The organism is Streptomyces sp. NPDC006012 (genome assembly GCF_042871185.1).
Taxonomy (GTDB): Bacteria; Actinomycetota; Actinomycetes; order Streptomycetales; family Streptomycetaceae; genus Streptomyces.
This window is the reverse complement of the sequence record NZ_JBIAIE010000020.1, coordinates 1-14,383: the sequence shown is the minus strand read 5'-3', so window position 1 is coordinate 14,383 and position 14,383 is coordinate 1. Positions and strand designations below refer to the sequence as shown.

Sequence of the window (14,383 nt, the reverse complement as noted above, 5' to 3'; positions counted from 1 at the left end):
GGCCGAGGGCGGCACCCGGATTACGGGTGCCGCCCTGTGGCGTTTCACGACTGAGGCCCGCGCCTACCTCAGTACGCGCTGTTGACGTTGTCGATCGAACCGTACCGATGGGCCGCGTAGTTGGCCGCGGCGGTGATGTTGGCGACCGGGTTGTAGATGTTCCAGGACGTGCCCTTGACGTGGTAGGTCCTGAAGGTCGGGGGGATGACCTGGAGCAGTCCCTTCGACGGGATGCCGTTGATGGCGTTGATGTCCCAGTTGTTGATGGCGTTCGGGTTGCCGGAGGACTCCCGCATGATGTTGCGGTGCAGCCCCGAGTAGCTGCCCGGAATGCCCTTGGCCCGCATGATGTCGAGGGACTGGCGGATCCAGCCGTCGAGGTTGTTGCGGTACTTCTTCGCGGCGGCGGGCTGCGCGTGGACGCGCTGGGCGGACCGGCTCGCGGCTTTCTGGGCGGTGTGCTGCTCGGTGGCTTCCTGCTTCACCCCGGCGTCGGCCTTGCGGTACACGGCGGCGTCGGCCTTCTGGTGGGCGACGACGGAGTCCAGCTCGGCGTTCCGGCCGACGAGCTGGTCGGTGACGCTGCTCTTGACGTCCTGGATCGGCTTGTTGCTGTACGCCACGTGCGCGGTGGAAACGGGGGCTGCGGTGGTGACCGTCTGCGTACTGGGAGAAACCGCGGTGAAGGCTACGGCGGCGACACCGATGGCGCTGACGCCGGCGATCGCGATCCTGTGCTGTTTGGTCAGTGCAAGATCGTGACCGCGAATGACGATGTTCTTCGGCATGGCAGATGGACCTCTTCGAATAGCGCGGGAGGTCGCTCACTCGTTCCTGTGGAGGAATCGGTTCTTCTCCACATGCACACCGCGGGCGAAGAACCCTCGGTGCTGAGCGACGGCAGCCATTCTTAGCGGTCGCAAAAACCTATGGCAAAGATGTGACGTACGATTCGCGATAGTGGATCAGCTGGGGGTAAATCGGGACAGATTGCACCATCTTTCCCTGTCGGGGTAGTCCTATTTGTCTACTATATGCCTTCGTACGTGATGTGCGTCCTATGCGAGGCGTCACATGGTGGCGGTGCTAGTCTCACCAAAAGTTGCTGGAGCAATGCTCTCTGTGAGTGTTCTCGTCCGGGAGGATGAGGTGCACGTCCCCGAACTCATGCCACAGGTACAGACGGCTCAGCGCCGCTTCGTAGCCACGGTCGACCGCCGGCCGCCCCGCGACGGCCTCCAGCATCAGCAGGTGCGAGGCAGCCGGCTCGTGCAGCCCGGTCAGCAGCCCCTCCACGACCCGCACCCCGCGCTCGGGCGTCACCACCAGATCCGTCCACCCCTCGGCCGCCCGCACCACCCCGTCCGGCCCCGTCGCCGATTCCAGGGCCCGCACCGCCGTCGTACCGACCGCGATCACCCGACCGCCCGGCTGCCCGCCACGACCGTCCGCTCGCCCTCCGCCGCCCTGCGGTCCTCCTCCGCCCTGCCGCTCTGCGCCGTTCGGTCGTCCTCCGCCGTCCGGCTGCCCGACGCCATCGCCAGATCGTGGGCCGCCGGCCGGCAAAGGCAACGCCGTGCGTCCCGCCCGCACGGCGTTGACCAGCCGCGCCGAGGTCTCGGGCACCGCGAACCGCTCCGGGTACGGCGGCTCGTGCGCCTCCGCCGAGGCCACCCCGGTGTGCAGCGTGACCGGCGCGAACAGCACGCCCCGGCTCACCAGCTCCGCCACCAGGCCCGCCGTGAAGGGCCGTGCCGCGCTCGGCATCTCCGCACTGCCCGTCCCGTCCGGCGTCGGCAGTGCGAACACCGTCTGGTACGCCGACAACGGCTGGTCCCGGTCCGTATAGGAGTAACGGATGGGCCGCCCGTACTCGCGCAGCAGCCCGGTGACCTCCGCCCCGGACACCCAAGCCCACCACAGCCGCACCCCGCGCTCGCTCAGCGGCTCCTCCACTACCAGCCGAGCGCCACCGGGCAGCCGCACCGCCGCCCCCGCGGGCCCGCCCGCCTGTCCGGTCCGGCCATCCCTACGAGGAGCACTTCGCACCCCGCTCGGATCCCACGGGCGCGTGGTGCCCCTGCCGTCCGGCTCCCGCAGTTCGACCGCCCACCGCCCGTCGTCCCCGCGCGTCGAGAAATGCACCACCACGCGCGCGTGCCCGATCCGCCCGTCCACCGCCGCGGCCAGCGTCGGCGACGTGTTCACGACCAGCAGGTCCCCGGCCCGCAGCAGTCGCGGCAGCTCGGCGAACGTGTGATGGGCCACCTCGCGGCCGCGCGACACCAGGAGCCGCACCGCGTCCCGGCCCAGCCCCGGGCCGCGCTGCTCGGCCGGCACCCGGGCGGACAACTCGTCCGGAATCCGCAGCGCCGACCTCATCACGCCTCCGGCAGGGCCGACGCACCGTACCGGCCGCTCGCCGGGCGCCGCTCCAGCAGCCGCAGGAAGGCCGGCACCACCTGGTCCGGCGCCGGCCGCGGGCCGTCGTCGTCCGGTACGGCCGCCGCGTACAGGTCCGTCGCCATGTCCCCGGGATCCACCGCCCACACCCGCAGCCCCGGCTCCTCCTCGCCCAGCACCGCCGCGAGGAGGTCCAGCGCGGCCTTCGAAGCCCCGTATCCACCCCACGACGGATACGCCTCGACCGCCGCGTCCGAGCTGACCACGATCACCGAGCCCGCCGCGGACCTCCGCAACAGCGGCAGCGCCTCCTGGACCAGCCCGAGCGCCGCGACCGCGTTCACCTCCAGTGCCCGGCGCAGCCCCGCCAAGGGCAGCTCGGCCAGCCGCACCAACGGCTCGGAGCCCAGCGCGCTCGCATTGCTCACCAGCAGATCGACCCCGCCCAGAGTCCGCGCGAGGGCCACCAGCTCGGCCCGGTGCCCGGCGTCCGTGACGTCCCCCGGGTGGGCCTGCACACGCGTGCCGTGCGTGGCGACGTCCCGCGCCGCCCGCGCGAGGGCCTCCGCGCCCCGCGCATCGAGCACCAGATCCCAGCCACGGGCGGCCAGCGCCCCGGCGAGCGCCCGCCCCAGCCCCTTCGACGCGCCCGTGATGATCGCTACCGGCATGACAACCGTCCCCTCGGTCCCGCCCGCCGCGGCCCGGCGGGTGGCTCTCACCGTAGGAACGGCACCCTTCCGGCCGCCTCGGACGCGGGCCGCAGCCCACGGGGTCCCTTCGGCCTACGCCACCCGGCCGGGCCCCCGGACCTACCCCGGCGGGCCTAGGCCCAATGCTGGTGACTTAGATGTCCTGCGTTCGTTGGTTGTGGTGCGGCAACTGGCGATGTGTCTGTTCTTCGGGCAGCCGTATGAGGAGGTGTCGCGGTTGCTGGGCGCGGGTCTGGGCGATGCGGGGCGCTCGTGGCGGGTGCCGACGACTGCCGCGATCGGGCGGGCGCGTCGGCGTCTGGGCGTTGAGCCGTTGAAGTTGCTGTTCGCGCGGGTGTGCCGTCCGGTGGCGGTGCCGCAGACGGTGGGTGCGTGGTATCGGCGGTGGCGTCTGGTGGCGGTGGACGGCACGACGTTGGACCTGGCGGACACGGCGGAGAACGACAGCTTCTTCGGCCGCCCGGGGTCCGGGCGGGGGACGGGCGCGTTCCCGCAGGCCAGGGTGGTGGCGCTGGCGGAGTCCCGGCCCAGGCGGCGTTTTCCCCCCGGCAGACTCGCCCGGGCACTGACTCGCACCCTGGCTGAGATCGCTGAGCGCCTGCTGCCCGCACGCCGCCATCGCACCTGCCCCCGAGTGATCAGACGCAAGATGTCCAACTGGCCGCTCAAACGGGCCGAGCATCGCAACTGGACACCACCCGCACCGCACAGCATCACCATCACTCGGCGCGACAGAACTTAAGTCACCGACATTGGGCCTAGGCCCAGCGGGGTAGGTCCCGCCGTCACAGGTCCGATCCGCGCTGTCGTACCCCGCCGGTACCGTGAGGACATGAGTCAAGGCCCCCGGTCCGGCCTCGCCGCCGTAAGTTCCGCGCTGCTCGCCATGAGCAGGCATCTTGAGGTGCGCGACGTCCTCAAGACGATCGTCGCCTCGGCCCGCGAACTGCTCGACGCGAAGTACGCCGCCCTCGGCGTTCCCGACGATCACGGGGGCTTCGCCCAGTTCGTGGTCGACGGCGTCACCGACGCCCAGTGGAAAGCCATCGGCCCGCTCCCGCGCCAGCACGGCATCCTGGCCGCGATGCTGCACGAGGCCGCCCCGGTGCGGCTCGCGGACGTCCGCAAGGACCCGCGCTTCGAGGGCTGGCCGGCCGCGCACCCCGAGCTGTCCGACTTCCTCGGCCTGCCGATCCGCGACGGGGACGAGGTCCTCGGCGCGCTGTTCCTCGCCAACAAACGGCGTCCGCAGAAAGGACAGCCGCAAAGCGGTGGACACGACCGGGGCCGCGGTTTCACCCAGGAGGACGAGGAACTGCTCGCCATCCTCGCCCAGCACGCCGCGATCGCCCTCACCAACGCCCGCCTCTACGAACGCAGCCGCGAACTCACCATCGCCGAGGAACGCTCCCGGCTCGCCCACGAACTGCACGACGCGGTCAGCCAGAAACTCTTCTCGCTGCGCCTGACCGCCCAGGCGGCGGCCGCACTCGTCGACCGCGACCCGCTGCGCGCCAAGGGCGAACTGCAACAGGTGGCCGCGCTCGCCGCGGAGGCGGTCGACGAACTGCGCGCCGCCGTAGTCGAGTTGCGCCCCGCGGCCCTTGACGAGGACGGCCTGGTCGCCACCCTGCGCACTCAGATCCAGGTCCTCGACCGCGCCCACACCGCGCGCGTCACATTCGCGAGCACCGGCTTCCGCGCCCTGCCCGCCGCCCAGGAGGAGGCCCTGCTGCGGGTCGCCCAGGAGGCGCTGCACAACGCCCTGCGGCACTCCGGAGGCGCGCACGTCGCCGTGACCGTGGACCGGCGCGGCTGCGGAGCCGTGCTGCGCGTCACCGACGACGGCGGCGGCTTCCACCCCGCATCCGTGCACCGCGCGGGACGTCACCTGGGCCTGGTCTCCATGCGCGACCGGGCGAGCGGCGTCGGCGGCACGCTGACCGTGGAATCGGCGCCCGGCCAGGGCACCACGATCGAGATGGAGGTCCCCGGTGGCTGACGCAATCAGGGTGCTGCTCGTCGACGACCACCAGGTCGTCCGCCGCGGACTGCGCACCTTCCTGGAGGTGCAGGACGACATCGAGGTCGTGGGCGAGGCCGCCGACGGCGCCGAAGGGGTCGCCCGCGCCGAGGAACTGCGCCCCGACGTCGTCCTGATGGACGTCAAGATGCCGGGCCTGGACGGCATCGACGCGCTGCGCAGGCTCCGGGAACTGGGCAACCCCGCGCGCGTGCTGATCGTCACCAGCTTCACCGAGCAGCGCACGGTGGTCCCGGCCCTGCGCGCCGGCGCCGCCGGATACGTCTACAAGGACGTGGACCCGGACGCACTGGCCGGCGCCATCCGCTCCGTGCACGCCGGCCACGTCCTGCTCCAGCCGGAGGTGGCCGGCGCGCTGCTCTCCCAGGAGGAGGCCAACTCCGGCCAGGGCCGCGGTGGTTCGCTCACCGAACGGGAACGCGAGGTGCTGGGCCTGATAGCCGACGGCCGCTCCAACCGGGAGATCGCGCGCGCCCTGGTCCTGTCCGAGAAGACCGTCAAGACACACGTTTCGAACATCCTGATGAAACTGGACCTCGCGGACCGTACCCAGGCCGCCCTGTGGGCCGTTCGACATGGCGTGACCGGCTGAAACGCCCGCCGCACCCCGTGGCCCCCGGCAGCGCGGAAGGTTCCCTTCCGAGCTGAGATTCATACCGTCGTGGGAATGTCACCCGGATGGCGCACCCTCGGCGGAGGCTCCGGCGTTCTCCATGCGTGCCGCGGCGACTTGCCGTGGCGATCGCCAAGGAGGGCTTTAGAAGTGAAGAACCTGAAGAAGGCAGTGGCCGTGACGATGGTGGCGGGTGGCCTGGTCGCCGCCGGCGCCGGGATGGCCTCCGCCACCGACGGCTCGGCGGCCGGCGGCAAGGCCGAGCACTCCCCGGGCGTCGTCTCCGGGAACGTCATCCAGGCCCCCGTGCACATCCCGGTGAACGTGGTCGGCAACAGTGTGAACGTCATCGGTGTGCTGAACCCCGCCTTCGGCAACCTCGGCCTCAACCACTGACGTTCCGCCATTCGGCGACAGCGGTCTCCGGCCTCCCGGGAACCCCCGGGAGGCCGGTCCGCTTTTCGTCCCAATGGTCCGATCAGGCTGTCGATCGGGCCGTTCCGTACCGCCCGGACCCCTCCGGCGTTGATCAGAATGCGACCCACGCCGGGTCGGACACGCATACGCAGGAGGAAAGTTTTCTATGAACATCGCCAAGAAGGCCGCCGTAGCCATGACTGTCGCCGGTATCGCCACGGGCGCTTCGGCGGTCGCGGCCTTCGCCGACTCGGGGGCCTCGGGTGCCGCCGCCCACTCCCCGGGCGTCGCCTCGGGCAACGTGGTCGAGGTCCCCGTGCACGTCCCGGTGAACGCGGTCGGTGACAGCATCAACGTGGTCGGTCTGCTGAACCCGGCGTTCGGCAACCAGGCCGCGAACGACTGAACGAACTGAACCGAGCGGACCTACCAGGGCCCCGCCGGCCGACGGCGGCCGCAAGCGGGGCCCGTCGACCGGACCGCACTCAGCGGACGGCCGCCCGGCCGCAGCCGACGCCACCCGCGGGACCGTGCGGCTGGACCGGCCGGACGCACTGCTCAGCCGGCCGGGCCCCGGGGGCGCAGCTCTCGCCGCGCCCCCGGTGCGCCCGCCGGTCGACGCAGGCGCCGCAACCCTCGCTCACCGCACCCCGCGCTCCCGCTCCTCCACAACGGAGTTGTACGCAGCCACCTGCGCCCGCCGGGCCGTCCGCTCCACCGGGCGCAGCGCGTCGCCCCGGGCCGCCATCTCCGACGCGCTGACCGCCCCGCCGTGTCCATTCTCACAGGCCAGCGAGACCAGCAGGGTCACCCGCTGCGCCAGTTCCAGCACCCGCACCGCCCGCGGCGGGTATCCCGGCGCCAGCACCTCACGCCCCCGCTCGGCGCGCGCCCGGTACGCGTCGATCGCCGCCTCGGCCACCGGGCCCGACCCGGCGACGTCCAGCCGCGACAGCAGGGCCGTCGCGTCCCGCAGCGCCTCCGCGAGCTCCCGCTCCGCCTCGCCCAGCGACGGCACGTCGGCGGGCGGTGACTCCCGTACCGGCAGACAGTGCCAGACCACCTCGACATGGACATCGCCGTCCGGCCCCGCCTCGTACACCTCGGGCACCAGCCCGAACGCGGCGCCGTGACACACCACCGCCTCCTCGGCCTCCAGCGCCCGCGCGTTGAACTCGGGCGGGCCGCTCAGCCCCAGGGGGTGCCCGGGCTGCGGCAGGGCCACCCGCAGGCCCGTCGCCCCCAGCGTCCGCAGCCGCCCGAGCCCGAGCGTGAGGCCGACCGGTGCCGGATCGCCCGGCAGCCCCTCCAGCCGGTGCACCGCGTCCTCGCCCACGATGGCGCCCACGGCGTCATCCGGCGAGACAAGGCCGGCCAAGAGGGCGTTTCCCCACGCGGTAAGGCGTCCTGAACGCGGTTCCGAGAGCATGCCCCCACCCTAAGGACAGGACCGATGGAAAGGACCGTTGCACCGGTGGCGTAGATTTTCGGAGGGGCTGCGCCCACCGGCGCGGCGGACCGAGCCACGGGTGACCGCGACAGCGCCGAGACCGGCCACAATGCAAGGGGAGACTACGCGCTCATGAGCGATGTTCTGGAACTTCAGGACGTATCGGTGGTCCGTGAGGGCCGGGCCCTGCTGGACCAGGTCTCCTGGTCGGTCAAGGAGGGCGAGCGCTGGGTCATCCTCGGCCCCAACGGCGCCGGCAAGACCACCCTGCTGAACGTCGCCTCCAGCTACCTCTTCCCCAGCAGCGGGACCGCAAGCATCCTCGGCGAGACCCTCGGCAAGCCCGGCACGGACGTCTTCGAACTGCGCCCGCGCATCGGTGTGGCCGGTGTCGCCATGACCGAGAAGCTCCCCAAGCGCCAGACCGTCCTGCAGACCGTGCTGACCGCCGCCTACGGGATGACGGCCCACTGGCAGGAGGACTACGAGGAGGTCGACGAGCGACGGGCTCGCGCCTTCCTGGACCGCCTCGGCATGAGCGACTACCTCGACCGGAAGTTCGGCACGCTCTCCGAGGGCGAGCGCAAGCGCACACTGATCGCCCGCGCCCTGATGACCGACCCCGAACTGCTCCTCCTCGACGAGCCCGCCGCGGGGCTCGACCTCGGCGGCCGCGAGGACCTGGTACGCCGCCTCGGCCGGCTCGCCCGCGACCCGATCGCCCCCTCCATGATCATGGTCACCCACCATGTCGAGGAGATCGCTCCCGGCTTCACTCACGTCCTCATGATCCGTCAGGGCAAGGTCCTGGCCGCCGGACCGCTGGAGCTGGAACTGACCTCCCGCAACCTCTCCCTCTGCTTCGGCCTCCCGCTCGTCGTCGAGCAGGTCGGCGACCGCTGGACCGCCCAGGGCCTGCCGCTGTCCTGACCCCCTTTGCACCCTGTCCGTGGCAGGACCGCGGCCCTACCATGACCATGTGGACAACATCGACGCATGGGTCTGGTGGTTGATCGGGGCGGCGGCGCTCGGTATCCCGCTCGTGATCACCGCGATGCCGGAGTTCGGCATGCTCGCGGTGGGCGCCATCGCCGCGGCCGCGCTCGCGGGCCTCGGCTTCGGCGTCGTGATCCAGGTACTCGCCTTCCTCATCGTCTCGGTCGCGCTCATCGCCGTCGTACGGCCCATCGCGGCCCGGCACGGCCGGCAGCGCCCCGAACTGCGCACCGGCGTCGACGCCTTGAAGGGCAAGCAGGCCGTCGTACTGGAACGTGTCGACGGCGCCGGCGGCCGGATCAAGCTCGCCGGAGAGATCTGGTCGGCGCGCGCGCTCGACGCCGGCCAGGCGTACGACGTGGGGCAGGAAGTGGACGTCGTGGACATCGAGGGGGCCACGGCGATCGTCATCTGATCCTGCGGGACCCAACTGCAAGGAACAGGCCACGAGTTGTCCGGCAGTCTGCCAGACTCGATCAGCAAGATCTTCAACAACATAAGATCTTCCGAAAGCGCCGAGGCGGAGAAGGGTACAGGGAGCGACGATGGAACCAGTCATCATCGTCTTGATCATTCTGGTGGTGTTGGTCTTCATCGCCCTGATCAAGACGATCCAAGTCATCCCACAGGCCAGCGCGGCCATCGTCGAGCGCTTCGGCCGTTATACGCGAACGCTGAACGCGGGCCTCAACATCGTCGTCCCGTTCATCGACACCATCCGCAACCGCATCGACCTGCGTGAACAGGTTGTCCCGTTCCCGCCGCAGCCGGTGATCACCCAGGACAACCTGGTCGTGAACATCGACACGGTCATCTACTACCAGGTGACCGACGCCCGGGCCGCCACCTACGAGGTCGCCAGCTACATCCAGGCCATCGAGCAGCTCACCGTCACCACGCTGCGCAACATCATCGGTGGGATGGACCTGGAACGCACCCTGACCTCCCGCGAGGAGATCAACGCGGCCCTGCGCGGCGTCCTCGACGAGGCCACCGGAAAGTGGGGCATCCGCGTCAACCGCGTCGAACTGAAGGCCATCGAGCCGCCGACCTCCATCCAGGACTCGATGGAGAAGCAGATGCGCGCCGACCGTGACAAGCGCGCGGCGATCCTCACCGCGGAGGGCACCCGCCAGGCCGCCATCCTCACCGCCGAGGGCGAGAAGCAGTCCCAGATCCTGCGCGCGGAAGGTGAGGCCAAGGCCGCCGCCCTGCGCGCCGAAGGTGAGGCCCAGGCCGTCCGCACCGTGTTCGAGGCGATCCACGCGGGCGACCCGGACCAGAAGCTCCTGTCCTACCAGTACCTCCAGATGCTCCCGAAGATTGCCGAGGGAGACGCCAACAAGCTCTGGATCGTCCCGAGCGAGATCGGCGACGCCCTCAAGGGACTGTCCGGCGCCATGGGCAACTTCGGCCCTCTGGCCGGCGGTCCGGGAGGCGGCGGCTCGTCGGGCAACGGCGGGAAGGCGGAGCGCCGGGAGAAGCCCCAGATCGACTGAGGCCCACAGCCGTACCACGCAAGGTTCCCCGCACCCTTCTGGGGGGTGCGGGGAACCTTGCGTTCAGCCCCACACGGCCTGCAGACGGCCGGGCGGCCGCACAGCGGCAGGCATGGGCGGCGAGACAGCCCCAGCCCGGCGGACGTCCGCTAGGCCGCGTCCCGCGCCAGCCACTCCGGAAGCGCCTCGAACTCCTCGACCCCCAGCGCCAGCAGCATCGCATCGGCCGGCGTCGGCTCGAACGGCGCCCGCAGCAGCGCCATCCCCGCCTGCTCCGGAGTCCGGTCGGCCTTGCGGTGATTGTCCTCGGCGCACGAGGCCACCGTGTTCAGCCAGGTGTCCTGCCCGCCCCGCGACCGCGGCACCACATGGTCCACGGTCGTCGCCCGCCGCCCGCAGTAGGCGCAGCGGTGCCTGTCCCGCACCAGCACACCCCGCCTCGACCACGGCGCCTGTCTCCGGAAGGGCACCCGTACATACCTGCACAGTCTGATCACCCGAGGCGCAGGTATGTCCACATCGGCGCCGCGCATGCGCAGTACGGGATGGGCCTGCTCGACCACGGCCTTGTCCTGGAGCACCAGCACGACGGCTCGGTTCAGCGTCACCGTCGACAGCGGCTCGAAGCTCGCGTTGAGCACCAGCGTGTCCCGCATCCAGCCCACCTCCCGTGCGCACCGCCCACCCCCCGGCGGGCTCGGACCAACTCTGGACGGGCAGGCCGAGATGGACAACGCAATAAAAAACGCCCGCCCCCGATCACTTCCAAGACCGGAGGCGGGCAAACGTTCCATGAACGCTCGGCCGATTCAGCGAGGAGCCGGATCAGCCCCCTGCGGGATTCTCGTACTCGCCCACGAGCTGGGCGCGCGCGGTCGCGTGGAACCGCAGATTGAAGCCGACGACGGCGGGGGAGGCATCGGAGTCCGGACCGAGCTTCTCCTGGTCCACCGCGTACACCGTGAAGACGTACCGGTGCGGGCCGTCCCCGGGCGGCGGCGCGGCGCCCCCGAAGTCCTTCGTCCCGTAGTCGTTGCGCACCTGCACCGCACCCTCGGGCAGACCCGGGAAGCCTCCGCTGCCCGCGCCCGCGGGCAGCTCGGTCACCGAGACCGGGATGTCGAACACGGTCCAGTGCCAGAACCCGCTGCCCGTCGGCGCGTCCGGGTCGTAGCACGTCACGGCGAAGCTCTTGGTCTCGGGCGGGAAGCCCTCCCACCGCAACTGCGGTGAGGTGTTGCCGGCCGCGTAGACCTGAGCGTCCTTGAGCGTCGCACCCTCCTGGACGTCCTCGCTCGTCACCGTGAACGACGGCACGGGCGGGTGGAAGTCATGGGGGAGTGGCCGCCGCTTGAGCTCGGTCACCTCGGTACCTCCTGATCCGTTCCTGCAGAGGAACCCGAGCCTAGAACCAGTTCCGCCTGCTCCCGACCTCGGCCAGCCACTGATTGAGATACCCCGCCCAATCGGTCCCGTGGAAGTCGTGCAGCCCCACCTGGAAGGACCGGAAGGTGTCGCTGCCCTCGGTGAACAGTCCGCCCTTCTTGTCCATTTCGAGGATGACGTCCATGGCCTGCCCGTCGGCCACGAAGCTCAGCTCGACCTGGTTCAGCCCGTGGTACTGCGACGGCGGGTGGAACTCGATCTCCTGGTAGAACGGCAGCTGCTGCCGCGTGCCCCGGATGTGGCCGCGCTCCATGTCTGCGTTCTTGAAACGGAATCCCAGCTGGATGAACGCGTCCAGGAGCGCCTTCTGCGCCGGCATGGGGTGCACGTTGACCGGGTCCAGATCGCCGGAGTCCACCGCGCGGGCGATCTCCAGTTCGGTCGTCACCCCGATGTGCATCCCGCGCAGCGCCTGCCCGTCGATCATCGTGATGGGCGTCTCCCAGGGGATCTCAAGACCGAACGGCACCGCGTGCACGGCCCCGGCCTGCAGCTCGAACGCGCCGCCGAGCCGCACCTTGGCGAACTCGATGTTCTGCTTGTACTCCTGGTCACCGCCTTCCACCTCGACCTGCGCCTGGAGGCCGACGCACAGCCCCTGGATGTCCTGGTTCACGGATCCGCCCTGAATCCGCACCTCACCCTGGACGACGCCGCCCGGCACGACGTTTTCCTCGGCGAGCACCGTCTCGACCGAGGCCCCGCCGGCCCCCAGACTCGCGAGCAGCTTCCTGAACGCCATGACTCTCCCTTTACGAACGGACCCTTGATCCCTACAAACGCGATCCGGGCACAGCCGGTTCCGCGCCTCACCCTGGCAATCGGGGCATCCTTTGACCACCCCTTGGGGCGCACCCGACTGGACTAGGCTCGTAGCCCATGATCGTGCCCCCGGCCCGTACGCCGCTCCCCAGGAGCTTCTTCGACCGCCCCGTACTGGAGGTGGCTCCGGACCTTGTCGGGCGCAGCCTGGTGCGGACGACGCCGACGGGGCCGATCGCGGTGCGCCGCATGCCAAGTCGGTCAGCATGAACGTCGTGAAGCTGGCTCACCCTGCTGAAGAAGTCGCCCCGAAGCTGCTCGGTGCCATCCTCATCCACGAGACTCCCGAGGGAACCGTGAGCATCACCATCACGGAGACCGAGGCTTACTCGGGCACGGCCGACCCGGCCTCCCACGCCTACCGGGGCAGGACTCCCCGAAACGCCGTCATGTTCGGACCTGCAGGGCACCTGTACGTCTACCGGTCTCACGGTCTTCACTGGTGCGCCAACATCGTCACGGGGACAGACGGCATCGCCTCGGCCGTCCTCATTCGCGCAGGCAGGGTCATCGAAGGGGAAGACCTGGCACGCAAGCGGCGAGGGGCGAAGGTGGAGAGCGCAGGCCTTGCGCGGGGGCCGGGGAACTTCTGCCAGGCACTCGGCATCACGGCAGTGCACAACGGCGTAGACCTGCTGAAGGGTGCCCCGGTCGCACTGTCCGAGGGCGAGCCGGTACCCGCCGCACTCATCCGGGTCGGTCCCCGGGTAGGCGTGAGCAGAGCCCACGACTGGCAACACCGCTTCTACCTCGCCGGTGATCCGACAGTCTCGGCGTACCGACTGAGCCCGAGAGCCAAGCCGTCCGCGGGAGCCTGAACCGCTGTGTGCCTCGCTCGCGGCCTTCTGGTGAGCCGGCGCGGAGTTGGGGTCCGCAGACGCGTGATGGCTCGCGAGCGTGGCGCGTGTGTGTACGGACACAACCCCCCGGGACGCTTGAGGGTTCTGGCCCCATGGCGATCGTCGCGGCGGAGGCGCGGGTTTGGCGAGCTTCGTCGGGTCAGCGTCTTGGCATGACCCCAGAGAGCACGTCCGTGCTGGTCGAGATCCGGAAGTACGACAACGCCTGAGCGCGCAGGGGACTGCTACCCGGCTCGGTGAGGACAAGCACGGCGTTTGGCTGCGCACCGCTCAGGGTGTCCCTGTCAGTTCAGCGACGGGCGGCTGGATGAACCGATCCTGTGAGTGGTTGACGGAGGCGGGTCGCCGCGATGGTGATGGCGTCGAACCCTTCGCCTCGGTGTACCGCCACTGGCTCGGCCGTATCGAGTGAACGACGGCCACGGGGGAAGTGGGCAGGGGTCGTCACCGAGGGCGCAGCGAGCCAGGAGGGCGAGTGCCGTGCTGCTCCGTGCCGGCGAGATCGTCGAGGGTGCCGAGCTGGTACGTAAACGTCGACTATCGGCCCGAAATGACAGAGAACTGGCCAAAGGGCCTGCGCTCCTCGCTACGGCACCGCGGGTGGACCGCGCTCTGGACGGCACGGACGCCTGCGCCTCCGGGGAGACGCCGCTGCGCGTGACCGCCGGTACCCCCGTCCCCTCCGACCAGGCACGCAACGGGCCGCGCACCGGAGTCTCCGGCGACGGCGGCGTCCACCCGTGGCGCTTCTGGACCTTCGACGATCCGACGGTGAGCCCTTATCGGGCCCATGTACGGAGGCGTCGCTCAAGTTGACGCGTCCCTGGAGGGTGCGTAACGTAGCCCGAGCCGCTTGAACCGGGTACGGCATTCGCCAGCAGCCGGAAGCGGCCAACCCACTACTGCAACACCCCTCAGCGAGGGTCAATTCAGCGTGCCTGCACGTCTGAATTCGGAACTCGCAAAGCTCGATTATGAGCTACCGAGGGAATCGGTTAACGTAGTGAATGTCGAAAGGCCCCGCCGACTGGGAATCAGACGCCGAAAGGATCTGATAGAGTCGGAAACACCGAAGGGAAGCGCCCGGAGGAAAGCCCGAGAGGGTGAGTACGAAGGAAGC

General features: G+C 70.3%; 16 protein-coding genes and 2 pseudogenes. 11 read left to right on the top strand and 7 right to left on the bottom strand.

The window, feature by feature from the left end; all coding sequences use genetic code 11:
• Positions 1-68: 68 nt before the first annotated feature.
• From ACFYPJ_RS28030 to ACFYPJ_RS28020, 3 genes are all read right to left on the bottom strand, one after another.
• Positions 69-788: a transglycosylase SLT domain-containing protein gene (locus ACFYPJ_RS28030; RefSeq protein WP_389022782.1), complete on the bottom strand. Its 720-nt coding sequence runs from the start codon at positions 786-788 to the stop codon at positions 69-71.
• Positions 789-1,092: 304 nt separating this feature from the next.
• Positions 1,093-2,382 carry an S-adenosylmethionine:tRNA ribosyltransferase-isomerase gene (locus ACFYPJ_RS28025; RefSeq protein ID WP_389022779.1) on the bottom strand — a complete coding sequence of 430 codons (1,290 nt, stop codon included), beginning with the start codon at positions 2,380-2,382 and terminating at the stop codon, positions 1,093-1,095.
• Positions 2,382-3,074 (bottom strand): SDR family NAD(P)-dependent oxidoreductase, encoded by a 693-nt coding sequence (locus ACFYPJ_RS28020; RefSeq protein WP_389022776.1) that lies wholly within the window; start codon positions 3,072-3,074, stop codon positions 2,382-2,384. The genes ACFYPJ_RS28025 and ACFYPJ_RS28020 overlap by 1 nt, the downstream gene beginning before the upstream one ends.
• 202 nt (positions 3,075-3,276) lie before the next feature.
• Between ACFYPJ_RS28020 and ACFYPJ_RS28015 the strand changes: the two genes are divergently transcribed.
• The 5 genes from ACFYPJ_RS28015 (at position 3,277) to ACFYPJ_RS27995 (ending at position 6,596) form a co-directional block, all read left to right on the top strand.
• The gene (locus ACFYPJ_RS28015) at positions 3,277-3,858 is read left to right on the top strand and encodes a transposase domain-containing protein (protein ID WP_389022774.1); all 582 of its coding nucleotides are present in this window, start codon (positions 3,277-3,279) and stop codon (positions 3,856-3,858) included.
• 90 nt (positions 3,859-3,948) lie between these two features.
• The gene (locus ACFYPJ_RS28010; RefSeq protein ID WP_389022771.1) at positions 3,949-5,118 is read left to right on the top strand and encodes a GAF domain-containing protein; all 1,170 of its coding nucleotides are present in this window, start codon (positions 3,949-3,951) and stop codon (positions 5,116-5,118) included.
• Positions 5,111-5,752, top strand: coding sequence for a response regulator (locus ACFYPJ_RS28005; RefSeq protein WP_389022768.1), 642 nt, complete (start codon positions 5,111-5,113; stop codon positions 5,750-5,752). Before ACFYPJ_RS28010 ends, ACFYPJ_RS28005 begins: the two co-directional genes overlap by 8 nt.
• 171 nt (positions 5,753-5,923) lie before the next feature.
• Positions 5,924-6,169, top strand: coding sequence for a chaplin (locus ACFYPJ_RS28000; RefSeq protein WP_389022766.1), 246 nt, complete (start codon positions 5,924-5,926; stop codon positions 6,167-6,169).
• A 187-nt stretch (positions 6,170-6,356) separates the two neighbouring features.
• Positions 6,357-6,596 carry a chaplin family protein gene (locus ACFYPJ_RS27995; protein ID WP_389022762.1) on the top strand — a complete coding sequence of 80 codons (240 nt, stop codon included), beginning with the start codon at positions 6,357-6,359 and terminating at the stop codon, positions 6,594-6,596.
• 234 nt (positions 6,597-6,830) lie between these two features.
• On the opposite strand, the gene ACFYPJ_RS27990 is transcribed toward ACFYPJ_RS27995, so the two are convergent.
• Positions 6,831-7,619, bottom strand: coding sequence for a hypothetical protein (locus tag ACFYPJ_RS27990; protein WP_389022759.1), 789 nt, complete (start codon positions 7,617-7,619; stop codon positions 6,831-6,833).
• A gap of 153 nt (positions 7,620-7,772) precedes the next feature.
• Between ACFYPJ_RS27990 and ACFYPJ_RS27985 the strand changes: the two genes are divergently transcribed.
• The 3 genes from ACFYPJ_RS27985 to ACFYPJ_RS27975 all read left to right on the top strand — a co-directional run bounded on the left by ACFYPJ_RS27985 (position 7,773) and on the right by ACFYPJ_RS27975 (position 10,135).
• A complete protein-coding gene (locus ACFYPJ_RS27985; protein ID WP_389022757.1) occupies positions 7,773-8,570 on the top strand; it encodes an ABC transporter ATP-binding protein in 798 nt (265 codons plus the stop codon).
• Positions 8,571-8,619: 49 nt separating this feature from the next.
• Entirely contained in the window at positions 8,620-9,051 is a 432-nt protein-coding gene (locus tag ACFYPJ_RS27980) for an NfeD family protein (RefSeq protein ID WP_389022754.1), read from the top strand.
• 130 nt (positions 9,052-9,181) lie between these two features.
• The gene (locus tag ACFYPJ_RS27975; RefSeq protein WP_389022751.1) at positions 9,182-10,135 is read left to right on the top strand and encodes an SPFH domain-containing protein; all 954 of its coding nucleotides are present in this window, start codon (positions 9,182-9,184) and stop codon (positions 10,133-10,135) included.
• 149 nt (positions 10,136-10,284) lie between these two features.
• On the opposite strand, the gene ACFYPJ_RS27970 is transcribed toward ACFYPJ_RS27975, so the two are convergent.
• From ACFYPJ_RS27970 to ACFYPJ_RS27960, 3 genes are all read right to left on the bottom strand, one after another.
• Positions 10,285-10,791 carry an HNH endonuclease gene (locus ACFYPJ_RS27970; RefSeq protein ID WP_389022748.1) on the bottom strand — a complete coding sequence of 169 codons (507 nt, stop codon included), beginning with the start codon at positions 10,789-10,791 and terminating at the stop codon, positions 10,285-10,287.
• A gap of 169 nt (positions 10,792-10,960) precedes the next feature.
• Positions 10,961-11,500 carry a YbhB/YbcL family Raf kinase inhibitor-like protein gene (locus ACFYPJ_RS27965; protein ID WP_389022746.1) on the bottom strand — a complete coding sequence of 180 codons (540 nt, stop codon included), beginning with the start codon at positions 11,498-11,500 and terminating at the stop codon, positions 10,961-10,963.
• 40 nt (positions 11,501-11,540) lie between these two features.
• On the bottom strand, positions 11,541-12,323 hold the full coding sequence (locus ACFYPJ_RS27960; protein ID WP_389022743.1) for a sporulation protein: 783 nt from the start codon (positions 12,321-12,323) through the stop codon (positions 11,541-11,543).
• A gap of 137 nt (positions 12,324-12,460) precedes the next feature.
• On the opposite strand from ACFYPJ_RS27960, the pseudogene ACFYPJ_RS27955 reads away from it, so the two are divergent.
• The 3 genes and pseudogenes from ACFYPJ_RS27955 to ACFYPJ_RS27945 form a co-directional block, all read left to right on the top strand.
• A pseudogene (locus ACFYPJ_RS27955) lies at positions 12,461-12,589 on the top strand (3-methyladenine DNA glycosylase); the annotation flags it as partial.
• A 20-nt stretch (positions 12,590-12,609) separates the two neighbouring features.
• A complete protein-coding gene (locus tag ACFYPJ_RS27950) occupies positions 12,610-13,221 on the top strand; it encodes a DNA-3-methyladenine glycosylase (RefSeq protein WP_389022739.1) in 612 nt (203 codons plus the stop codon).
• Positions 13,222-13,731: 510 nt separating this feature from the next.
• Positions 13,732-14,079: pseudogene (locus ACFYPJ_RS27945) on the top strand (DNA-3-methyladenine glycosylase); the annotation flags it as partial.
• Positions 14,080-14,383 lie beyond the last annotated feature (304 nt).